Source organism: Citrobacter amalonaticus (assembly GCF_018323885.1).
Lineage (GTDB): Bacteria > Pseudomonadota > Gammaproteobacteria > Enterobacterales > Enterobacteriaceae > Citrobacter_A > Citrobacter_A amalonaticus.
In genome coordinates this window covers 3,822,285-3,845,384 of the sequence record NZ_AP024585.1, presented here as the reverse complement: position 1 = coordinate 3,845,384, position 23,100 = coordinate 3,822,285, and the positions used below count along the sequence as shown (strand labels likewise).

20 protein-coding genes, 1 tRNA gene and 1 pseudogene are annotated in these 23,100 nt (G+C 52.5%); 10 read left to right on the top strand and 12 right to left on the bottom strand.

Features of this window, described 5'->3' with window-relative positions:
• The first annotated feature begins 243 nt into the window (after positions 1-243).
• Positions 244-2,022 (top strand): sigma-54 interaction domain-containing protein, encoded by a 1,779-nt coding sequence (locus tag KI228_RS18200; protein WP_042999388.1) that lies wholly within the window; start codon positions 244-246, stop codon positions 2,020-2,022.
• Between the two features lie 88 nt (positions 2,023-2,110).
• On the opposite strand, the gene xdhC is transcribed toward KI228_RS18200, so the two are convergent.
• From xdhC to xdhA, 3 genes are read right to left on the bottom strand one after another with little or no spacing between them, the layout of a single operon-like run.
• On the bottom strand, positions 2,111-2,590 hold the full coding sequence (gene xdhC / locus KI228_RS18195) for a xanthine dehydrogenase iron sulfur-binding subunit XdhC (protein WP_042999389.1): 480 nt from the start codon (positions 2,588-2,590) through the stop codon (positions 2,111-2,113).
• Complete coding sequence (xdhB, locus tag KI228_RS18190) at positions 2,587-3,465, bottom strand: xanthine dehydrogenase FAD-binding subunit XdhB (RefSeq protein ID WP_042999390.1); 879 nt, start codon at positions 3,463-3,465, stop codon at positions 2,587-2,589. Before xdhB ends, xdhC begins: the two co-directional genes overlap by 4 nt.
• 10 nt (positions 3,466-3,475) lie before the next feature.
• Complete coding sequence (xdhA, locus tag KI228_RS18185) at positions 3,476-5,773, bottom strand: xanthine dehydrogenase molybdenum-binding subunit XdhA (protein WP_061069619.1); 2,298 nt, start codon at positions 5,771-5,773, stop codon at positions 3,476-3,478.
• A gap of 321 nt (positions 5,774-6,094) precedes the next feature.
• Between xdhA and actS the strand changes: the two genes are divergently transcribed.
• From actS to arsC, 7 genes are all read left to right on the top strand, one after another.
• Positions 6,095-6,832, top strand: a complete 738-nt coding sequence (actS, locus tag KI228_RS18180) for an amidase activator ActS (protein ID WP_061069620.1) — start codon at positions 6,095-6,097, stop codon at positions 6,830-6,832.
• A gap of 79 nt (positions 6,833-6,911) precedes the next feature.
• Positions 6,912-6,985: transfer RNA gene (locus tag KI228_RS18175), tRNA-Gly, on the top strand.
• A 207-nt stretch (positions 6,986-7,192) separates the two neighbouring features.
• A complete protein-coding gene (gene arsR, locus KI228_RS18170) occupies positions 7,193-7,546 on the top strand; it encodes an As(III)-sensing metalloregulatory transcriptional repressor ArsR (protein ID WP_042999394.1) in 354 nt (117 codons plus the stop codon).
• 47 nt (positions 7,547-7,593) lie between these two features.
• Entirely contained in the window at positions 7,594-7,956 is a 363-nt protein-coding gene (gene arsD, locus KI228_RS18165; RefSeq protein WP_054176746.1) for an arsenite efflux transporter metallochaperone ArsD, read from the top strand.
• Positions 7,957-7,973: 17 nt separating this feature from the next.
• A complete protein-coding gene (arsA, locus tag KI228_RS18160) occupies positions 7,974-9,725 on the top strand; it encodes an arsenite efflux transporter ATPase subunit ArsA (protein ID WP_104010295.1) in 1,752 nt (583 codons plus the stop codon).
• A gap of 47 nt (positions 9,726-9,772) precedes the next feature.
• The gene (gene arsB / locus KI228_RS18155; protein ID WP_061069621.1) at positions 9,773-11,062 is read left to right on the top strand and encodes an arsenite efflux transporter membrane subunit ArsB; all 1,290 of its coding nucleotides are present in this window, start codon (positions 9,773-9,775) and stop codon (positions 11,060-11,062) included.
• A 12-nt stretch (positions 11,063-11,074) separates the two neighbouring features.
• Positions 11,075-11,500, top strand: coding sequence for a glutaredoxin-dependent arsenate reductase (gene arsC, locus KI228_RS18150; RefSeq protein WP_042999397.1), 426 nt, complete (start codon positions 11,075-11,077; stop codon positions 11,498-11,500).
• Between the two features lie 235 nt (positions 11,501-11,735).
• Here the strand turns inward: arsC and KI228_RS18145 are convergent, their stop codons facing one another.
• The 4 genes and pseudogenes from KI228_RS18145 to KI228_RS18130 form a co-directional block, all read right to left on the bottom strand.
• Entirely contained in the window at positions 11,736-12,908 is a 1,173-nt protein-coding gene (locus KI228_RS18145) for an MFS transporter (RefSeq protein ID WP_061069622.1), read from the bottom strand.
• Positions 12,909-13,006: 98 nt separating this feature from the next.
• Positions 13,007-13,579: a DUF1349 domain-containing protein gene (locus KI228_RS18140; protein ID WP_044254070.1), complete on the bottom strand. Its 573-nt coding sequence runs from the start codon at positions 13,577-13,579 to the stop codon at positions 13,007-13,009.
• Between the two features lie 357 nt (positions 13,580-13,936).
• On the bottom strand, positions 13,937-14,371 hold the full coding sequence (locus tag KI228_RS18135) for a VOC family protein (protein WP_042999400.1): 435 nt from the start codon (positions 14,369-14,371) through the stop codon (positions 13,937-13,939).
• 804 nt (positions 14,372-15,175) lie between these two features.
• A pseudogene (locus KI228_RS18130) lies at positions 15,176-15,397 on the bottom strand (DDE-type integrase/transposase/recombinase); the annotation flags it as partial.
• 143 nt (positions 15,398-15,540) lie between these two features.
• Here KI228_RS18130 and KI228_RS18125 point away from each other — a divergent pair.
• A complete protein-coding gene (locus KI228_RS18125; protein WP_042999402.1) occupies positions 15,541-16,575 on the top strand; it encodes a LacI family DNA-binding transcriptional regulator in 1,035 nt (344 codons plus the stop codon).
• Between the two features lie 40 nt (positions 16,576-16,615).
• On the opposite strand, the gene KI228_RS18120 is transcribed toward KI228_RS18125, so the two are convergent.
• The 4 genes from KI228_RS18120 to KI228_RS18105 form a co-directional block, all read right to left on the bottom strand.
• A complete protein-coding gene (locus KI228_RS18120) occupies positions 16,616-17,035 on the bottom strand; it encodes an RbsD/FucU family protein (RefSeq protein ID WP_044254078.1) in 420 nt (139 codons plus the stop codon).
• 46 nt (positions 17,036-17,081) lie between these two features.
• Positions 17,082-17,846: an SDR family NAD(P)-dependent oxidoreductase gene (locus KI228_RS18115; RefSeq protein WP_044254081.1), complete on the bottom strand. Its 765-nt coding sequence runs from the start codon at positions 17,844-17,846 to the stop codon at positions 17,082-17,084.
• A gap of 117 nt (positions 17,847-17,963) precedes the next feature.
• Entirely contained in the window at positions 17,964-19,838 is a 1,875-nt protein-coding gene (locus KI228_RS18110) for a TRAP transporter large permease (RefSeq protein WP_042999405.1), read from the bottom strand.
• A gap of 73 nt (positions 19,839-19,911) precedes the next feature.
• Positions 19,912-20,955 (bottom strand): TRAP transporter substrate-binding protein, encoded by a 1,044-nt coding sequence (locus tag KI228_RS18105; protein ID WP_061069623.1) that lies wholly within the window; start codon positions 20,953-20,955, stop codon positions 19,912-19,914.
• 450 nt (positions 20,956-21,405) lie between these two features.
• Between KI228_RS18105 and cuyB the strand changes: the two genes are divergently transcribed.
• Positions 21,406-22,140, top strand: coding sequence for a cysteate racemase (cuyB, locus tag KI228_RS18100; protein ID WP_042999407.1), 735 nt, complete (start codon positions 21,406-21,408; stop codon positions 22,138-22,140).
• Positions 22,141-22,147: 7 nt separating this feature from the next.
• Here the strand turns inward: cuyB and hypT are convergent, their stop codons facing one another.
• The gene (gene hypT / locus KI228_RS18095; RefSeq protein WP_042999408.1) at positions 22,148-23,056 is read right to left on the bottom strand and encodes a hypochlorite stress DNA-binding transcriptional regulator HypT; all 909 of its coding nucleotides are present in this window, start codon (positions 23,054-23,056) and stop codon (positions 22,148-22,150) included.
• Between the last annotated feature and the right edge of the window lie 44 nt (positions 23,057-23,100).

Sequence of the window (23,100 nt, the reverse complement as noted above, 5' to 3'; positions counted from 1 at the left end):
CAATGAACTGACTGACAGAATAATACCCGGAAGAAGAGTAAATACCGTCAGTTTGATAAACTCACTGCGCTGATTCTCATATTGATATAGAAATGTGATTTCTCTTGCATATTTTCATTATAAAATGATAAAGAGCCTGTGTTTTTATCAAAGCAAATTTTGTCTGAGTTAGTATCCTTATATTCTACGAACCATCAATGTCTTCAATGATCAATCATTTAAGTGATTCCGGAAGGTAAGACTATGGTGCTTGCAACAACGCAGTCCATTTTGATGCAGATTCAACCTACCATTCAGCGTTTCGCCAGAATGCTTGCCAGCGTTTTGCAACTCGAAGTTGAGATCGTCGATGATAACCTCTGCCGCGTCGCGGGAACCGGCGCTTACGGGAAATACCTCGGACGCCCGTTGAGCGGTAACTCCAGACTGTTGCGCTATGTACTGGAAAGTAAAAAAGAAAAGGTTGTGACGCATTCCCGCTTTGACCCGCTCTGTGAAGGCTGCGATAGCAAAGATAACTGTCGCGAGAAGGCTTTTCTGGGAACCCCCGTCATTCTGCAGGACCGCTGTGTAGGAGTGATCAGTTTGATTGCCGTAACGCATGAACAGCAGGAACATATCAATGACAACCTGCGCGAGTTTTCAGACTATGTTCGCCATATATCCACTATTTTTGTTTCAAAACTTCTTGAAGATCAGAGTGGGAGTGACAACATCAGTAAAATATTTTCGACAATGATCGAGAATATGGATCAAGGTGTATTGGTCATTGATGAAGACAACCGCGTACAGTTCGCGAATCAAACCGCGTTAAAAATTCTTGGTGCGGTGCAGAATAATATGGTGGGAAAGTCGGTCAGGTTTCGGCCATTAACGTTTGAAAGTAATTTCACGCACGGGCATATGCAGCATATCGTCTCCTGGGATGATAAAAGTGAACTGATCATTGGTCAGTTGCATCATGTGCAGGGACGGCAGTTATTCCTGATGGCCTTCCATCAGTCGCATACCAGTTCCTCTGTATCGATTGCCACCGATGAACCGCATATTGAACAACTGGTGGGTGAATGCCGGGTTATGCGCCAGCTTAAGCGGCTGATCGGCCGTATTGCCCCCAGTCCGTCCAGCGTCATGATTGTGGGGGAGAGCGGCACCGGAAAAGAGGTGGTCGCGCGCGCCATTCACAAACTCAGCGATCGACGCAATAAACCGTTTATCGCCATCAACTGCGCGGCGATACCGGAGCAGTTGCTGGAAAGTGAACTGTTTGGCTATGTTAAAGGCGCATTCACCGGCGCCTCCGCCAATGGGAAAACGGGCCTGATACAGGCGGCAAACAGTGGAACGCTGTTTCTCGATGAAATTGGCGATATGCCCTTGATGCTACAGGCTAAACTGCTCAGGGCGATTGAAGCGAGGGAAGTGTTGCCGCTTGGCGCGAGCAGTCCGGTTCAGGTCGACATCCGCATTATTTCAGCTACCAATCAGAACCTCGGGCAGTTTATCGCCGAAGGCAAATTCCGCGAAGATCTGTTCTATCGACTGAACGTCATCCCACTGACTCTGCCCCCGCTACGTGAACGACAGGACGATATTGAGCTACTGGTGCACTATTTCCTGCATCTGCATACTCGCCGTTTAGGGCTGGTCTATCCGGGGATTGCACCGGATGTAGTGACCCTGCTCAGACACCATCAGTGGCCAGGAAATCTGCGTGAATTAAGCAACCTGATGGAATATCTGGTCAACGTGGTCCCTTCAGGCGAGGTGATCGACAGTACGCTTTTACCGCCAAATCTGATCAACAACGGTAAAGCGCCGGAATCCGTTGGAGCGGTCGCTCATGCGGCGCAGTTGCTGTCTGAGGATACCGGCGGAACCGCGCTGGAAGAGATGGAAAAGCAGATGATTCGCGAAGCGCTATCTCGCCACTCCAACAAAAAACAGGTGGCGGATGAGTTAGGCATTGGGATTGCCACGCTTTATCGCAAAATTAAAAAGTACGAGCTGCTGAACGCATAACTCAACGCACAACCGCGTTCAGGTTGCATCAGGGGGCGAGTATGTGAACGCTACTGACCCGGAGGCAGCCTGAAGGATGCGGTGTTAATTATTCAGGCTCAGTGCAGCGCTGGACGGTATCGACAATCATCTGATAGCCAGTACAACGGCACAAATTCCCCGCCAGACCACGACGGATCTCCAGAATGGTTAATGGTTTTTCACGCGGTTTTGCCAGCAATGCGGTGGTCGCCATAATCAGACCCGGCGTGCAAAAACCACACTGCACGGCACCGGATGTCGCATAAGCCATCTGAACACGCGAGAGCTGACTGCCAGCCGATTCACCTTCCAGGGTACGGATCTGTTTTCCTGCTGCCCACGCGGCAAGGTACAGGCAACTGTCGATGGCCGTACCGTCAACCAGCACCGTACAGGCTCCGCATTCACCGACACAGCATCCCTGTTTGACGCTCAACAACCCTTGTTCGCGCAGGAGTTCAGAGAGCGGCATCCCCGGCATGATGCTGAGCTGAAAAGGGTGATCATTAATGACGCATTCCAGCGTGATTCGGTTAGTGTCATTCATTGCAGCTTTCCTCCCGCCGCGACAACGGCTTCAGTAACCACTTTCCGGGTCATCGTCTGGATGAGATGCAGACGAAATTCCTTACTTGCCCGCCAGGAAGATCGCGGGGCGACGTCCTGCAGAACGGATTCGGCGATCGCGTCCAGCGTCTGGTGGGTCAATGGCGCATTTTGCGCCACGCTCTCCGCATGCTGACAGCGAACTGGCGTCGGAGCCGCAACGCCGAATGCCAGACGAAGTTCTTTAAAACCGCCGTTATCCAGTTGGCATCGTGCCGCACAACCAATGGTCGAGATGTCCATCGCATCGCGCATGGCATATTTAAAATGCGCGCTGCCGGTATGTGCTCTCGGCTGCGGCGGGAAATGAAAGGCGACAAGGATTTCATCTTGCTCGAGAGCAACTTTTCCGGGGCCGGTGTGAAAACCGTTGATGCTGGTAAAACGCACCCCTTTTGGCGAGGCGATCTCAAGCGTGGCGTCATAAATCAGCGTTGGCGTCGCCGAGTCTGCGCTGGTTGCGCCATTACAGATATTCCCGCCGTAGGTCGCGACATTACGGATTTGCGGTCCGGCGATGGAGGTAGCTGCCGCACACAGGGCTGGCAGATGTCGTTGCGCGACGGGATGCTCGATAATCTCGCTAAAGGTGGTGGCGGAACCGATACGCAGCCTTTCTTCCTTCGACAGGGTAATGCCTCGTAATTCGGGCAGATCATGGATATCGACGATATGACGGTAACGCGCATTGTGATGATGAAGTTGGATCAGTACGTCGGTTCCGCCGGCGAGCAGTTTCGCCTGCGGATAGCGCGCCAGCAGGCTGACAGCCTCGGCAATGTCTGAAGCGCGATGATAAGAAGCAAAGTCAAACATGATCATATCCTCAAATCAAGCCAGCCTGGTGGAACTCCGCATATAACCGTTTTGGCGTCAGTGGCAACGTATCAATTGCAACGCCTGTGGCCATTTTCACTGCGTTACGAATGGCGGCAGCAACAGGAATAATGGGCGGCTCGCCGAGGGATTTATGTCCATACGCCGACTGCGGCTCCTGCGTTTCAACGAATGCGCTCTCCAGTTGCGGCAGGTCAGGCATGGTCGGCATTTTGTAATCAAGGAGATTCGGGTTACGCACCAGACCACTTTCCCCATCGATGATCATCTCTTCAAACAGCGACCAGCCAATGCCCATTCCCATCCCGCCATGCACCTGACCTTCCGCCAGTTGAGGGTTCAGAATATGGCCGGAATCGTGGACATTGAGGATGCGGTTGATGGTGACCTTGCACAGGGCGATATCGACGCTCAGATCGACAAACGTGCAGCCAAACGCCGGTGGGTTAGTGGTGGTTTTCACCGAGCATTCCGCAGACAACTGACCGCCGCGCTCCGGATGATAAAACGCATCCATCGCCAGCTCTTTTAAGGACAGTAACGGTGAGTCCGGGCGATCGATAAGGACGATGTGGCCTGCCGTCAGCGTCAGGCTCATGACGGACTGATGCAGCATGTCGGCAGCGTGAAGAAGGATCTTATCGCGCAGTTGAAGTGCTGCCTTGCGCAGTGCCGGTGCGGTGACATAGCTTTGGCGAGAGGCGAAGGCGCCAGGGTCGAAGGGGGTAATGTCGGTATCCTGGGTGGAAATAACGTGCACATCGCTGACCGGTACGCCGAGAGTTTCCGCCACCATCTGTGAGAAAACGGTATCCGCCCCCTGACCGATTTCCGTGGCTCCGCTCTGCACGTTGATCGTTCCGTCCTGATTCATCAGCAGACGGGCACCAGCGATCTCCACGCCGACCGGCCAGGTGTTGGAGGTATAACTAAAACAGGCGACGCCGACGCCCCGGCGGATGTTGCCTTGCTGGTGCAGACATTCAGCGCGACGGGCGTCCCACTCAAACAGCGCGCGGCCTTTTTGCAGGCATTCCGGGAGCCCCGCGCTGTAGATGCGTTTGCCGGTAATCGGGTTCGTGTCGCCTTCGCAGGCCGCATTGCGCAACCGAACCTCGACCGGATCGAGACCCAGCGCCGTTGCGGCGTCATCCAGCATCGATTCTACGGCAAAGATCACCTGCGGCGCGCCGTAGCCGCGCATCGCGCCAGCGGAAGGAAGATTGGTATAGCAGGTGGTGGAACGGTAAGCGTATGCGCTACGGGGATAGAGATAGGCCACTTTGTTGCCGCCCGCCGAGGCGATGGAGTGCCCGTGTGAGGCGTAAGCGCCAGTATTTGACAGAACATCCAGACGATAGCCTTGCAACGTGCCGTCGCGATTGAGCCCTATCTGTCCATCCATCGTGAACGCATGGCGGGTACGGGAAGCGAGAAAACATTCTTCACGGCTGAGAGAGACTTTCACTGGAATACCGCCCAGTTTGCGCGTCAGGAAAGCGGCCATGGGTTCTTCCAGCACATCCTGCTTGTTTCCAAATCCGCCGCCGACGTAAGGTTTGATAACCCGCACGCATGACCACGGAATGCCCAATGCCTGGCCCACGACCCGGCGTACGATGTGTGGGATCTGCGTGCTGGAGACGATGGAGATTCGCGAGTCATCTTCCATCCAGGCCAATGAAGTGACGCTTTCCATATGGCAATGTTGAATCACCGGCGTCTGGTAATGTCCCTGGAGTTGGTAATCAGCGGCATCAATGGTCTGCTGGACATTCCCGGTGGTCATTTCACTGCGATTGAGCAAATTACCGCCTGGGTGAATAGAGACAGCATCATCCGCCAGAGCTGCTTCTGGCGTGGTGATCACCGGGAGTTTTTCCCATTCCACATTCACCAGTAAGGCCGCTTTCTCTGCGGTTAACGCGTCCCTTGCCACAACAATCGCGACCGCATCGCCATGATGGCGTACGTGGCGGGTCAACAGAAAACGGTCGGCGGTGTCACGTTTGTTCTCATCCAGCGTCCAGGCGTGCCCTGCCGTGGCGAAGGGAATATCCGGTACATCTTCCCAGGTAAACACGGCCAGTACACCGGGCAGGCTTTTCGCCTCATCACAGTTGATGCTGGTGGCGTAACCGTGGGCAATCGGACTGCGAACGTATTTGGCATAACACATGCCCGCCATCATGTAATCATCAGTATATCGAGCCCGCCCGGTCACTTTAGCGATGGCATCCACGCGCATGCATGACTCTCCGGTAGCGGTTGCTTCCCGCGCATCCATAAACGTCCCCTTGATTTAACAATTCGGTTCCTGAACAACCGTTAAATCAGGCAAGAATTACGCCAGAAGCGCAAAGTTGCGCCGTGAGAAAAGGGAAGTGTGACGGAGATAATAATATGGTCTGTCGGGAGAGGGATCCGACCTTTGACGATGAGCACTTTGCGTATCATTATGAGTTTAATCAACTCATTGTGATACACGGTAAGTGGCGGTGATAGCGTTTATCAGGCGGTCCATGAGGGGACTTACCGATTCAATAAATTTGGCATCCGGATTATGGCTGCTATCATATGGCGTCTGTGAATATTGCGAGGAACGGTTTTGAGCGCAGGACGCCTGAAGAAAAATAGCCTGGGTATTGCCATGCTGCTTTGTGCGGGATTGCTTGTCGTGGGCTGCTCGGGGAGCAAATCGTCTGATTCTGGCGCCGTTTATACCGTCAAACGGGGAGATACCCTTTACCGTATTTCACGCACGACAGGCACCAGCGTCAAAGACCTTGCGCGTCTGAACGGCATTTCGCCGCCGTACACCATTGAAGTTGGGCAAAAGCTGAAGCTCGGTGGTTCGAAAACGGCCTCATCGAAATCCACTAAAAAGGCGTCTACCAAAACAGCCTCCGCGAGACCGTCTTCTTCCGTGCCGCAATCGTCCTGGCCACCGGTAGGGCAACGTTGTTGGCAGTGGCCTGCCAGCGGTAAGGTGATCCTGCCTTATTCCACTGCGGATGGAGGGAATAAGGGGATCGACATTTCCGCTGCCCGCGGTACGCCGGTTTATGCCGCCGGGGCAGGGAAGGTGGTCTACGTGGGCAACCAACTGCGGGGCTACGGTAATCTCATTATGATCAAACACAGTGAAGATTACATTACCGCCTACGCTCACAACGACACGATGCTGGTGAATAACGGGCAAAGCGTGAAGGCGGGACAGAAAATCGCCACGATGGGCAGTACTGATGCGGCTTCGGTGCGGTTGCACTTCCAGATTCGCTACCGTGCGACGGCCATCGACCCGCTGCGTTACCTGCCGCCGCAGGGCAGCAAACCGAAGTGCTGACGGTGAATTAATCGCCAGTCAGCTGGTCTGTCCCTTGCCAATAAGAGCGTAAGGTTTATAATGCCTTACGCACTCCAAAGCGGGCGTAGTTCAATGGTAGAACGAGAGCTTCCCAAGCTCTATACGAGGGTTCGATTCCCTTCGCCCGCTCCATGACACTTCATACTTAAAACTCTCCAGTTTACTGAATCCAAAGGGAAATAGCTTAAAGCCTCCTTGCTGAGTTCCTTACTGTAACCGACGGTATAACCCTCACAGGGTCAGTGAGAAGTCTTGCTTTATTCATATATGGAAATTCAAATATAATTTGACACTGTACGGTTACAGCGAGATATTGCGAAACAATAGCCGGGGGGACTTATGCCACAATTATCATCTCTACAACTCTTCAAAAACCTCTCCGATGAAACCCGCTTGGGCATTGTGTTGCTGCTCAGAGAGATGGGAGAGCTGTGCGTGTGCGATCTCTGTACGGCGCTGGAACAGTCACAGCCCAAGATCTCCCGCCATCTGGCAATGCTCCGGGAAAGTGGACTATTGCTGGATCGCAAACAGGGCAAGTGGGTTCACTACCGTTTATCCCCGCATATTCCTTCCTGGGCCGCTCAGGTGATTGAGCAGGCCTGGTTAAGCCAACAGGACGACGTACAGGCCATCGCCCGTAAGCTGGCATCAGCAAACTGCTCTGGCAGTGGTAAGGCTGTTTGTATCTAAAAAATTTGCCTGTACATATATGTTTTTACGGATGTGAGGTGTTAAAGATGAAAACGTTAACCGTGTTTGATCCTGCGATGTGCTGCAGTACCGGCGTTTGTGGTTCAGATGTTGATCAAGTTCTGGTTGATTTCTCTGCGGATGTGCAGTGGCTGAAAGGACGTGGCGTACAGGTTGAACGTTACAACCTGGCGCAGCAGCCCATGAGCTTTGTTCAGAACGAGAAAGCGAAAGCATTCCTCGAAGCATCTGGAGCAGAAGGGCTTCCGCTACTGCTGTTGGACGGCGAAACGGTGATGGCAGGGCGATACCCAAAACGCGCTGAGCTGGCTCGCTGGTTAGGCATTCCGCTGGAGAAGGTTGGGTTAGCGCCCACCAGCTGCTGTGGTGGTAAAACTTCCTGTTGCTGAGTATGTCAGGAGGACATATGAAATTCTTACAGAATATCCCGCCTTACCTGTTTTTTACCGGTAAGGGAGGTGTAGGAAAAACGTCCATTTCCTGCGCGACGGCAATCCGCCTTGCCGAACAGGGGAAGCGGGTTTTGCTGGTCAGTACCGATCCGGCTTCCAATGTCGGTCAGGTATTCGATCAGGCTATCGGTAACACCATTCGCCCTGTGGCAGCAGTTCCTGGACTTTCCGCTCTGGAGATCGACCCGCAGGAAGCCGCCCAACAATACCGCGCCAGAATTGTTGATCCTATCAAAGGTCTTCTGCCTGATGACGTTGTTAACAGTATCAGCGAGCAGCTTTCAGGAGCCTGTACCACTGAGATTGCGGCGTTTGATGAGTTCACCGGCTTATTGACAGACGCTTCCCTGCTGACCCGCTTCGATCACATTATTTTTGATACAGCGCCGACGGGCCACACGATTCGCCTTCTCCAGCTTCCCGGAGCCTGGAGTAGCTTTATTGAAAGCAACCCGGATGGTGCTTCCTGTCTTGGCCCAATGGCCGGGCTGGAAAAGCAGCGTGAGCAGTATGCTCATGCGGTAGACGCGTTATCCGATCCTGAACGTACCCGCCTGGTTCTGGTTGCACGACTGCAAAAATCTACGCTGCAGGAAGTCGCACGCACCCATGAAGAACTGGCTGCAATTGGCCTGAAAAACCAGTATCTGGTGATTAATGGTGTGCTGCCTAAAGCCGAAACTGAATATGACGCCCTGGCCGCTGCGATATGGCAACGTGAGCAGGAGGCACTGGCAAATCTTCCTGCCGGTTTATCTGAGCTACCGACAGATACCCTATTACTACAGCCAGTCAATATGGTTGGTGTTTCAGCATTGAAGGGACTGCTGGATACCCGTTCTGAGGCATTACCGCTCCCGGTAACGAACGTCCTGTACACGCCTGAAAACTTATCGCTCTCTGGCCTGGTCGATGATATCGCTCGCAGTGAACACGGCCTGATTATGCTGATGGGCAAAGGTGGCGTAGGGAAAACCACGATGGCTGCTGCCATCGCCGTCAGGCTGGCAGACATGGGATTTGACGTGCATCTCACGACCTCTGATCCTGCTGCGCACCTGAGTACAACGCTGAACGGCAGCCTCAAAAACCTGCAGGTCAGCCGCATCAACCCTCACGATGAAACCGAACGCTATCGCCAGCATGTTCTTGAGACGAAGGGAAGAGATCTGGACGAAGCAGGGAAACGGCTACTGGAAGAGGATTTACGCTCTCCCTGTACTGAAGAAATTGCCGTGTTTCAGGCCTTCTCCCGCGTGATTCGTGAAGCGGGTAAGCGCTTTGTTGTTATGGATACCGCCCCTACCGGACACACGCTGTTACTGCTGGATGCGACCGGGGCTTACCACCGAGAGATTGCCAAAAAAATGGGGAGTAAAGGTCATTTTACTACCCCCATGATGCAGCTTCAGGACCCGGATAGAACCAAAGTTCTGCTGGTTACGCTTCCTGAAACCACACCGGTGCTGGAAGCGGCAAACCTGCAGGCTGATCTTGAAAGAGCGGGAATTCATCCGTGGGGCTGGATTATCAATAACAGCCTTTCCATTGCGGATACGCGTTCTCCGTTGCTTTGCCAGCGCGCTCATCAGGAACTGCCTCAGATTGAGGCTGTTAAGAATCAGCACACTGACCGTATAGCGCTCGTTCCAGTATTGGCGTCAGAGCCCGCCGGTATTGAAAAGCTCAGAGAGTTGATGAGTTAATTTTTTTGCATATACAGGGCGGCAAAGTCGCCCTGTCAGGAGGATGTATGTTACTGGCAGGCGTTATTTTTGTCCTGACCATTGTTTTGGTTATCTGGCAGCCTAAGGGTTTAGGGATCGGCTGGAGCGCGACGCTGGGCGCAGGACTGGCTTTGATTTCTGGCGTTGTGCATGTAAGCGATATTCCGGTGGTGTGGAATATCGTCTGGAACGCGACGGCAACCTTTATTGCCGTAATTATTATCAGCCTGCTGCTCGATGAATCTGGTTTTTTCGAATGGGCGGCACTGCATGTTTCACGTTGGGGTAATGGTCGTGGCCGTTTGCTCTTTACTTATATCGTCCTGCTCGGCGCAGCGGTGGCGGCACTGTTTGCCAACGATGGCGCGGCACTGATTCTGACGCCGATAGTCATTGCCATGCTGCTTGCATTAGGGTTCAGTAAAGGTACGACACTGGCATTCGTCATGGCTGCCGGGTTTATTGCCGATACTGCCAGCCTGCCGCTTATCGTGTCGAACCTGGTGAATATCGTCTCGGCGGACTTCTTTGGTCTGGGCTTCACTGAATATGCATCGGTGATGGTGCCGGTGGATATTGCCGCCATTGTTGCCACGCTGGTGATGCTGCATCTGTTCTTCCGCAAGGATATCCCGCCGACTTACGATCGGGCTCTCCTTAAGGCACCGACAAAGGCGATTAAAGATCTGGCAACCTTCAGAACTGGCTGGATAGTGTTGATTCTTCTGCTGGTTGGGTTCTTTGTCCTCGAGCCACTCGGGATTCCCGTTAGCACCATTGCTGCAGTTGGGGCGGTAATACTGTTTACTGTGGCGAAACGAGGCCATGCCATTAACACCGGCAAAGTGCTGCGTGGCGCACCCTGGCAGATCGTCATCTTCTCACTGGGGATGTACCTGGTGGTCTACGGTCTGCGCAACGCCGGACTAACCGAATACCTTTCAGGTGTGCTGAACGTACTGGCGGATAAAGGACTCTGGGTCGCGACGCTGGGGACTGGCTTCCTGACAGCAATCCTGTCTTCCATTATGAACAACATGCCTACGGTGCTGGTTGGCGCGCTCTCTATCGAGGGAAGCACTGCAACCGGCGTTATTAAAGAGGCGATGATCTACGCTAACGTGATTGGCTGCGATCTGGGGCCGAAAATTACACCTATTGGTAGCCTTGCAACGCTGCTCTGGCTGCATGTACTTTCACAGAAGAATATGACCATCACGTGGGGATACTATTTCCGCACCGGGATTATTATGACTCTGCCTGTGCTGTTTGTAACGCTGGCGGCGCTGGCGCTACGTCTCTCTTTCACTTTGTAATGAGATACTTATATGAGCAACATCACCATATATCACAACCCGGCCTGCGGTACGTCGCGTAACACGCTTGAGATGATCCGCAACAGCGGTAATGAACCGACCGTTATTCATTACCTTGAAACTCCACCGTCTCGCGATGAGCTGGTCAAACTCATTGCGGATATGGGCATTTCCGTCCGGGCTTTGCTGCGTAAAAACGTCGAGCCTTATGAAGAACTGGGGCTTGCCGAAGATAAGTTTACTGACAACCAGATAATAGACTTTATGTTGCAGCATCCGATCCTGATTAACCGTCCGATTGTGGTGACGCCACTGGGAACTAAACTGTGTCGTCCTTCCGAGGTGGTTCTGGATATCCTTCCAGATGCTCAGAAAGCGGCTTTCGCTAAGGAAGATGGCGAGAAAGTCGTTGATGAAACAGGTAAGCGATTGAAATAAAGATGAAGGGGGCAGATGCTCCCTTATTCCTGCCTCAGAGCATAAGACCCGAATCTTCTGGCAGAGCACTATTCCTTCACCAAGTTTCATTTGCAGCAAAACAGTGTCAAGTCTGTGGCCATGTTTGAAACCATCCGGAGGTTCGGTTTCGAAGCGACCTGTACCATGCAGGACATGGGGCCGTAGCCCCATCATTAGCCTGCCAATTTTGCTGGCAGAGCCGTAACTCATATTCTCAGACGGTCTGATTCAGATGTTGCTGGCGTAGTTTTAACAAACGAAAAACCAGTATCATGACGATAATTCCTGCCACCATCGCCAGAAAATGGAAAGCTATCCTGCCACCAGCCTGAAAATAGAACCAGCGGGCCAGCTCTACTGAGGTCGCCATAAAACTTAATGCAATAATGTTAATGGTTGCTGATACGGTGCCTTTAGGCAGGGAATGAGAAAAAAGCGCAAAACGGAACAGGACGGGATACAGCATTCCTATCCCGAGGGCATAAATACTTATTCCCATCACCGACCATAACCAGACATGCGGCCAACCCAGATTACCAAGCAGAAGGATACACAGCCCGCTTAGTAGAATTGGAACGGTACGCCAGATAAAGCGCGGTGAAGTGGGGTCTTTGATAAAATTCGCGACGATGATGCTGGCAATAATCACCCCGCCAAATACAGGTACCTGAGTCCAGGCATACATACCGGGTGACATCCCGCCATCCTCAATCAGGATCACCGGAGAGAGCGCGACCCAGGTAATCATCGGCAGGTTACCGAACGACAGGGCCAGGGCACCCGTCAGTACCACCGGATGTCTGAAGGCGCTGATAAAATCGGATAATACATCTCCAGGATGAAACCCCTGGCCCTGACGTTTGACTGTCTCCGGCATTTTAATCATCAACATGACCCAGGCCATCAGACTCATCCCTCCGATGATCGCAAATAACAGCTTCCAGTGCATAAAGGACATCAGAGCTGCTCCAGCCAGTGGGCCGATGACAGGCGCAAGCAATACGATTGAGGCCAGAGCAGCCATGATACGGATGGAATCCTTTTCATCAAAGGCCTCCTGTATTGACACATAACCAACGGTGGAGATGAAGCAAATACTGGTTCCCTGTATAAAACGGGCAATAAAATATTGCTCGATCGTGGTGACAAACATCATGCCCAGACAGGCCAGGGCAAAGATCATTGCACCAGTGAGCAGGACGGGACGGCGACCAATCCGGTCAGAGAGAGGACCGAGGAGCCACTGGAGCGCCAGACCTCCGGCCATATAAAGACTGACAGAGGCAGGCGCGAGAGTGATATCAGCCTGAAGCTCACGGATGATGTGGATGATGCCCGGCTGGATGAGATCCGTGGTCAGATAGGCTGAAAAATCGTAGATGACCATCGCCAGTGGAAATAATAGAACGCTGCCATACCTGCTAAGGCGTCCCGAAAATGGCTTCACGAACGGGTTCTCCGTTTTCTATAATTCCTTGATATTTATCAGCTCAGATCGTGCAGTTCTTTATCCATCGCAGGAGTCAGTCTGAGATCAAGAAATTCTACCTCCAACCCCTGGCGCTGAGGTGTACAACACATGACGCCCGTTCTTACTGGGCCCATGGGAAAATAACATAAGCGAAGTAATGGCCAGTGTTGTCCATCTGACGAGTACTGCAATCGTAACGCATCTTTTTTACGGGTCAGACGCAGCCAGAATTCCTTCGGATCCCCGGGAAAGAGTCCTGTAGCCCAGTCGGAATATCCCTGCGTGAGTACACTCCCGATTGCAGGTGCTCCATCGTTAAATTCGATGCCAGCTTTGAGCCAGTGCTGTTCGTCAGAGAGAATCATAATTCCGGCCTGGTCATAGAGTGTGGTGAAGTCTGCGCGGATCCTGACCTGAAAAGTAAAATCATCTGTTACGTCAGTGGCGTAGATATGACCTGAAAAACGCTCAAACCCGTACCAGGTATGACGCCAGAAATCGGTGTGATCATCAGTGATTACCGACAGGGTATTATTCCCGTAGTGCCATTTAGCGGGCTCATTGATCCATTCAAACTTGCAACTCATCATTGTTCTCCTGTCATCCGGAATGCAGCATAACGATAGTTTAAAATGTCAGTTCCATCTCAAACTGGCATAACGGTTCAGCCTGATAACCCGCCGCAGTAAATAATGGTGCCAGCATTTCTGGCATAGATACATCAGCATTGTTTTGCCAGTCCCTGGCTCCGGTACTCGGGCAGCACACCAAATTCGGTCAGACGCGCTTTGTCCATTCTGTGGGTTACGATGGCTATTGCCACCGGGTTATCATTGATCAGTCAGACAAACGAGTCTTTAGCTGATACCGGAATAACGGTCATAGATAAAGCTCTACATTGCGGTTTTCGGGAGCTACAGGGGGAAAATATGCTCCCTGTTTTCTCAGACAGTGAAGCTGATTTCTACAGAGCGGGCACTGCGATCGCCCTCACCATGGTAAACAGCTTCAATATTGTTACCGTCCGGATCCAGAACAAAAGCGGCATAGTATCCGGGATGGTAGGTTCGTTCGGCGGGGGCGCCGTTATCACGTCCGCCATGATTTAGCGCTGCGCGGTAAAATGCGTCCACCGATTCACGGTCTGTGGCCTGAAAGGCCAGATGGTGCCGTCCTGTAGGCACCCCTCCAGCCCCCGAACTTTTTACCGATGAAATGACCAGTTCGTCAGCCCAGATATAATCGTCATCTGTGATAACCAGGGGGATCTTAAGTTCCGCCAGCACAGCAGTGTAAAATGCTTTGCTTGCGTCAAAGTTGTTTACCACGAGCTGGATATGGTCGATAAGTCTGCCACGATGAAGCGTATAGTTTTCCACGGCTCATTTCCTTATTCACACTCTGTCAGTCAGGCCTGTATCTGTGAAATTGAACAAAGGTACAACCCTACGTATAACTTATATTGCTGAAAAAATACGTTAATATTTGTGCTCTGTACCCGACAGGTATCAGAAAATCATTCCAGATTGAGTCTTTGGACAGGAATTACTATTCTGCTATTCGCTTAAGAGCAGGCTCTCAATTGCCAGTTGTAAAATAAATAGCAGAGATGAGATGAGAGCAAGCCATTTTAGGGGGCGCAGTTTACGTTCAGGTATAGAGAGCGTATGGAGTATGGCATGACGCTTCATTTTATTGAGTGGCATGCTACCTCCTTGAAAAAGAGCCGCCTGCGCAGGCGGCTAAGCAATGAAAACAAGAGTTATTCCACAAACCAGGTCACTGTGAGCAAGGCCAGTTGTCATGGGGCTAACATAACGGTTGGGACGGTAGGAAAAAAGGCCACGGGTGGTCAAAAGTTTTCCATTTCGAGTCGACAGCTTCCTCCAGGAGTGCTGTTCGTTTGTTAGCCAGAACAGCTTAACGGATAAAAGCAGTATCTCCATGTTAAATGAGTGGTTGTTTAGCGTTTATTTAAACAATGCCGATCAAATAATACGTACTCAAATAATAAACCGAGCAGGACTATCCAGTCCTGCTAATTGACATGCGTTCATGAGAACTGGAGAAATAATTCCTTCTGATGTGCCACAATGCAATCACACCCCGGTCAGGGGATTCCCGGGTTTAAGTAGCGTGATTAACCGGCACTGTATCTGAAAGTTATCACTTAACGAATAACGGCGTTCTTTTTTCAGCGTACTGAAGAACGATTTGAACACCGCATTATCCCAGCAGTTACTACGTCGGCTCATACTGGAGGCCAGGTTATTGGTCCAACAGAACCGCCGCCAGTCGCCACTGTCGTACTGGCTGCCCTGGTCTGAGTGCACGATAACCTCGTCGTCAGGTTTATGTCGCCAGACTGCAATCAGCAGCGCATCCAGTGCCAGCGAGTGGTTCACTTGCTTAATTATGCCTGATACATTGCATTGACAGCTCCGTCTGTAACGTTACACTAAACCGTTGTAGTTCATAATTCCTGAGAGGATGGCGATGCCGGGTATGAGTGTCTTCCGCCATTCATCGATTGCCGCAAAGGAGATGTATGGCGAATATTCGTGATGTCGCAAAGCATGCTGGCGTTTCCGTCAGTACGGTATCCAATGTGCTCAACGGTCGGACCGATCAAATGCGGGCTGAAACCCTGGCGCGTATCCAGCAGAGCATGCAGACGCTGAATTACTTTCCAAACCGGGTGGCGCAACAGCTCAAGACCGGTCAGGCCAAAATGATTGGTTTGCTGGTGCCGTCCATTGTGAATCCCAGCTTTGCTGCCCTGGCCCGTGAAGTCGATCTGGCCGCCAAAAAGCGCCAACTGCGGGTGCTGATTGGAAATACCTACCGACAAATTGAAGAAGAAGAAGCCTTTCTGGACGACATGTTTTCCCACGGCGTCCGCGGGATTATCGTTGCCGCCTGCGATATTGAAAAAGCGCATTTTGCGCAAGCGGCAGAGCAGGGCATGGTGATGGTGAACTATGATGGCCGTATGCCTGTGCGTGCTCAGTCGGGTCATTTTGCGCTGGACAGTGTATCAATGGATAACATTGAGGCCGGTCGAATGGCAGCAGAACACCTGATTGCACAGGGGTGCCGTCGCCTCGCGTTTGCCACGGTGGAAGGGATGACCCCCAGCCGTGCGCACAAAATTGAGGGCTTTCTCCGCGCGGTGCAAGACCACGGGCTTTATCGGGAAGGAATGATCGTTGAAGGCCAGGCCATGGCGGCCTATGGCGACACAGAAATGACAGAACTCGGGCGGGCGCTGGCGTTAAAAATCAGCCAGCAGCCGGTGTTCCCGGATGGTATTGTCGCGATCAACGATGCGTTGGGCATTGGGCTGATGGCTGGTCTGCATCAGGCCGGGATCCATGTGCCGGAACAGATCTCTATTGTGGGCATCGACAATATTCCACTCTCCGGACTGGTTTTCCCTGGCCTGACGTCCATCATGCCGCCGCTTCGGGAGATGGCAGAAGTGATGGTGGAGCGGTTGATCGAGCGGACTGAAAATCCGGCCATTCCGCCAGAGGAGTTTCTGTTCCCTCCGTCGCTGGTTTCCCGACAATCGGTACAGTAGCGGCGAGGCACGAGAAGAACGATACGTTCTTCTCGCTCTGTCATACCAGCGTTGGGGCTACGGTCAGCAGAATATTGGCGAAGCGGCGGGTTTCGCCGGAGGCGATGACCAGGAGCGTGTCAGACGATTTGGCCAGCGAATAAAACGCGTTACGTTCAACATGTTCAACCTCGATCGCCTCAGAAAGCATGCCACGGTATTCACGCTCGACCGTATTATCAAAATCCGCCGGGCTTGCCATTAACGTGGCTTTTTCCACATTAATATAGCCAAGGATTTTCTCCAGAATGACGACGCTCCCGATCATCCCTGGAGTGAAATTAAGCCAGATAATCCGTGCCTGCGCAGAAGTATTGGTTAGAAAAGAGTAATTGGCATCGGTGATTAAAATATTCGCCTTGTGTCCGCACTGTGCCAGCGCCTGTAATAAATCAGGATGAATAATATCTGACTTGATCATATGTCATACCTTTTAAAACTGGCGGGCATTATCGCCCGCCGCATTTTTATGCCCGGTAAATACCGCCGTTAATATCGATGGTGGCACCGGAAACGAAGCCATCATATTCAGAAGCGAGGAAACAGATGACCCTTGCCACATCTTCCGGGGTGCCCGCGCGTCCCAGAGGAATGGCCTGGATTGTCTGGTCGGCAGAGGCCTGTGTGGTATGCTGATTATGAAAACGCGTGCCGAGAATCAGTCCCGGCGCAACGGCATTGACGCGGATGCCGTGTTCACCGAGCTCCGCGGCAAGCGAGCGAGTCCAGGTCAGCACCGCGCCTTTGGTGGTGGAGTAGACCAGAGAACCCGCATGGCCGCCAGAGCGCCCGGCCAGGGAGGCCAGGTTAACAATACTGGCGCCGTCTGGCGCGGCCTTCAGCCACGGTAATGCCTGCTGAGTGACATTCAGCATCGTCGTCATATTGACGTCGATCACCGTGCGCCAGAAATGTGGCTCAATCTCACCCAGCCATTTGCGGGCAATAATGCCGCCAACGTTATTGATCAGAATATCGATACCGCCGAGGAATTCCGCTGCCTGTGCCACACAGCGGGCTGCGTCTTCTTCATCGGTTAAATCGGCGAAACCACAGGCCGCGCGACAGCCTTGCTGTTCGGCGAGCGCCATTAATTCCCGTGGGCCTTCTTCGCCACTGAAATAATGAATATAAATATCGCATCCCGCCTCAATCAGTTTTTTCGCGCTCTCTTTACCAATGCCTTGTTCTGCACCTGTAATAAACGCTTTTTTACCCGTTAATAATCCCATTTCATACTCCCATTATTCATATTTAAACGGCATCAGGTAATGACGTGACATCGTTTTACCGTTTTTTGTGCGTGGATATCCCTGCCACCTGAGCGTGGCAAATACAGGACTTCATTATCAGTAGCCGGCCAGTCCGGGCAGCCAGGTGGTTAATGGTGGCGCCATGGCGACAATAATGATGCCGACAAAAACCACCGCCAGATATTTCGCCATCGGTTTGATGACGTGCTTCATCTCCACGCCACAAATGGCGCAGGTGGTATAGAGACCCAGGCCGATCGGCGGTGAGAACAGACCAAAGCCCATCGCCATGATCATCACAATGCCAAAGTGCAGCGGGTTAAAGCCAAGCTGAATGGCTATTGGCACCAGAATCGGGGCGAAAATGATCAGCGCAGGCGCACCTTCGAGAACCGCGCCAAAGATGATCAGAATAACAATGGTCAATATCAGGAACAGCCAGGCCCCTTGCTCCATGCCAATGCCAACCAGCAGTTCAGCGATCTGTTGTGGGATCATTTGAATGGTCAGGGCATAAGAAAGGCTGGTCGCACAGGCCACGATGAACAGCAAGACGCCGGACATTGCCGCAATATCAACGAACATTTTCACTGTGGCTTTCAGCGTCAGCTCACCAAACGCCAGGCGACCCACCACAATGGCGTAGATCACTGCGAAGGCGGAAATTTCCGTGGAGGTGGCGATCCCCATCATGACCCCGCGGCCAATCATGAAGATCATGACCAGACCGACAGCGGCACCGAGGTAAAGCTGAGTCCGCGGGCGTAATACCGGATAGGCTTCGCTGACGTTAATTTTCCCGCCGAAACGGTTGGCGGCGACCATTAACAGCACCAACAGGCAAGCTGCAGGGATGAGGCCTGCGATAAACAACGCGCCGATGGAAATATTGGCGACAAAGCCCATCACGATCAGGTTCACGCAGGGTGGAATGGTTTCCGCCATTACCGCGGAGGCGGCAAATACCCCGGCGGCTTCTTCGCTGTCCTGCTTCGCGCGACGTACCGCAGGCATTAACACTCCGCCGACGGCGGCCACATCCGCCAGTTTGGAACCGGAGATGCCTGAGAAAAAGGCCATCGACAGTACGGTGGTCATGTTCAGACCGCCGCGAAAGCGTCCCATACCACGCACAATCAGTTCGACCAGACGCGTGGACATGCCGTTGATTTCCATTGCCGCACCGGCGAGCAAGAAGAACGGAATCGCCAACAGAACAAAGTGGTCAACGCCCGCCGCTACCTGCTGGGAGAAAAAGACAAACGGCAGGGAAGGGTCGCAGATAAAAAAGACCATTGCCGACATGCCGAGTGTGAAGGCGATTGGCACACCGGCCAGAATGCCAAGCACGAAGCAAATCAGCATCAGGCCCGCCGCCGCGCTGGCCGGATCGGCCATCAGCGACAGTTTCAGATAACCCAGCGCCGCCAGCACAATGATCCCTGCGCCGCTAAGCAACACCACTTTTGCGCGTTCATGCAGCGCATGTTCCAGCGCAGCCACCATCATCACCACGGAACCGATTAATACCGGAATCACGTAAATGGTCTGCGGCAGGCCCGTCTCGGTGGTTTGCAGTCGCGCGGCCTGCACCAGATCGTAACTGGAAACGACCAGTCCAACGGAGACCAGAAACAGGATCCAGCGGCTGGCATGAACAACGTAAGGGCGAACGCTTTCAGGCAGGAAGCGTAAGAACAGATCGACGCCAATGTGTCCGCCTCGGCCGGTTGAGGTGGCGACGCCAAAAAAGACCAGCGCAATCATCAACGCTCGCGCCACTTCTTCCGCCCAGTGGATCGGTGAATGCAGGGCGTAGCGCCAGATCACCGAAGCAAATACCACCAGCACGTTGATAAACAGCACCAGCGCTCCGGCCCAGGACGTTAACGTGGTCAGAAATCGACTCAGCCGCCCCAACAGCGTCAACAAAGACTTTTCATCCTTTGTTTTCATCGGGATATCAGCCATGATGAACTCCTTTCATGGTTTGTGTGGGCAACATCGCCGACCCGCTAAACGCCACAGGCCGACGATGCTCGGCTTATGGTTTGTCGCTCGGCGCGGCGGCGCTGATCTCGTCCACCATCGGTTTCAGATCCGGGTATTTATCCAGGAAGGCTTTCCAGACAGGCTGTACGGCCTGTGCGAAGAACGCGCGATCGGTTTCCAGGAAAGTGACGCCTTTCGCCTCCAGGTTTTTAATCGCTTCCAGTTCTTTCTGGCTGGCCTGCTGGCGTTCGTATTCCGTGGCCTCTTTCGCTGCGGCCAGCACGTCGGCACGTAATGACTCTGGGATCTGCTCGAAGCTCTTCTTGTTCATGGCAATCATCAGCGGGTTATAGCTATGGCGGGTCAGCGTGCCATTTTTGATGATTTCATAATATTTGCTGGCATAGATGGTGGGGGCATCATGTTCGACACCATCGATCACGCCCATTTGCAGGCTGGAATAGACTTCCCCGCCCGGCATGGGAATGGCCACCGCCCCCATGTGATTCAGCGTGGCGATAAAGTTAGGCACCGGCAGTACGCGGATTTTCAGATTCTTTAAATCCTCCGGCTTTTCAATTGCCTTTTTGGTGTACACGTTGCGCGCGCCAAGGTTATAGCCATAGCCCAGCACCATTACGTTTGCTTTATCCATCATCAGTTTAGAAAGCTGCTCACCGGCTTTGCCGTCCAGCGCTTTCCCGACCTGGTCATAGTCTTTAAACAGATACCCCAGATCCAGCACACCGACTTCCGGCACCAGCGTGGCCCAGATTGAGGTCCCTGAAATCATCATGTTAATGGCGCCGATACGGACCTGCTGTGTTGCATCGGCTTCTTTTCCCAGCATAGCGTTGGCAAAGTAATTAAGCTTAATCTGTCCTTTTAACTTCTCGTTTTTATTAAGGTTTTCCTGGAAGCGGTTGAACCAAATATAGTGCGCAGAGGAGTCATCTCCTGGCAGAGACGAGTAAACACGAAAATTGATTGCTGCCTGTGCTGAAGCGCTCAGCACACTGCCTGCAATCAGGGCGCTACTGAGGCAAGCGAGTGCCAGAAAACGTCTGGCTGAACGAAACGGGGTTGTTTTCATCATGATTATCCTTTCTCACAGTGTAGAGGTCGTGATAACGCCATCTGGCAAGGTGGACGCAGCCAGTTGGTTTAACGAAAAAGTCACTGATTCTGTTTTCTGTAACGTTTTAGTGTAACGTTACAGACGCTATCCGACTCACTGTGCAAATGCAATATGCTTCCTTTCATCAAGATGAGTGATATGTGAATTTTGTGGCGGGTATCGCTAATTTCCGGGCGCGTGTTACAAAACCGAAACGGGGTGTTCGCTGTTTAGTCACTGTTTAGTGAGGCAGGCTCCAGAAACCGGTACGTCGTTGGTGCCCGGGAGCGCAGACAGCAGTCTGTGTAAACCGATTCGCGTCTGTCAGGTGATAACTTTTACGCATAGCTGCTTAGAAAATGGCATTTTTTACATAAGCATCAAGGTGATAGTGTCAATTGAAATGACAGAGAAAGCACGGTGCAGATGATGAAACATACCATTGGGATTCTGGGCGGCATGGGGCCCGCAGCAACGGCGGACATGCTGGAAAAATTTGTTGAATTGCGCAGCGCCAACTGCGATCAGCAGCATATCCCGCTCATCGTTAGCTCAATTCCGGACATTCCCGATCGTACAGCCTGTCTGCTTTCTGGCGGCCCCTCTCCCTTGCACTATCTGGAGCGTTATCTGCATATGCTGGAAGATGCAGGGGCTGAGTGTATCGTCATACCCTGTAACACTGCACACTACTGGTTTGATGATTTACGGGCAGTGGCAAAGGCGGAAATGATCAGCATTCTGGATGCCACGCTGAGTGAGATTCCTCCCGGCGTGACTCGCGTCGGCCTGCTGGCAACAAACGCCACGCTTGCGACAGGGTTATACCAGAAAAAAATGACTGCGCAGGGGCTCTCACTGATTCAGCCGGAAGAGGCGGGGCAGGCGCAGGTGATGCAGGCAATTTACGCATTGAAGAGCGGAGATAAAGCCACCGCGCAAAGGTTGCTGTTTCCACAAATTGAGCGACTGATTTCCCATGGCGCGCAGATCATTATTATGGGCTGCACTGAGATCCCGTTAATTGTGGCCGGGCATGAGAGCAATTTTGGGTGCCGGTTTATTGACTCAACCGCGTCTCTGGTACACGCCGCCATTCGCTGGTATGAGTCATGGCCAGATACGCAGATGGATGAGCCTGTGCAGCAGGTTGCCTGCGTTTAAATTGCGCTCAGGGGACAGTATGCAGATGGTGCAGTTCTTTCCAGAACCGCTCCGCCAGGGGCGTCATCCGCGTATCCATCCGGTAAGCATAAGCCTGAATAGGAATAATCAGCTCGTCCTGGTTCAGCACAATGAGCTGTCGATTACGAATCTCCTGACGAATCGCATACTCCGGGAGCCAGGCGATTCCACAACCGTCCAGCGCAACCTGCTTAAGCAATTCACTCATCGAAGAGACAAAAAATGTACTGAAACTCAGCTCGGTATAGCGGGTTAACGTTCGGTTGATAAGCCGCCCCATATAGGAGTTCTGGCTATAGTTGAGCAACGGGAACGCGGGTTGGTCGAGTGTGTATCGCGGTTTTCCGTTTTCATCGCTTGCACAGACGGGAAACAGTTGTGACTCAAACAAGTGAATATTGGCAAACGGTGGCTGGAGCAGGTTTTCGTCATAATAAGAGAAGATAAAGTCACTTTGCCCCTCCCGCAACATATCGACCGCCTGATCGACATCGATCGCCTCAACCGACCAGGTAAACTGGGTTGGCATCTGGCTGACGATACCGGGTAACAGCCCCAGTGAAAGGGAGTGCGCAGCGGCAATCTTAATTTTACGCAGTGTGAAATCGCTGCCGCCACGGAGTTCAGCCAGGTTACTTTCCAGCTGTTGTAGCAGATGACGTATCTGAGAGTGAAAGATTTTGCCCTGTTCGGAGAGTTGCAGCGGCGAGACCTGACGATTGAACAATTCAACCCCGACCGCGTTTTCCAGGGCGCGAATACGACGGCTGAAGGCGGGTTGCGAGACATTACGAATAATCGCGGCCTGGGAGAAGTTTCGGCACTTTTCCAGCGTCAGAAAGTCATAAAGCCATTTCGTTTCAATGTTATACAAACCTGCACCACTCACATCCATTTATCATCACCTGTCAGCCGTCTGTCTGCGCCATTTTACGGGCA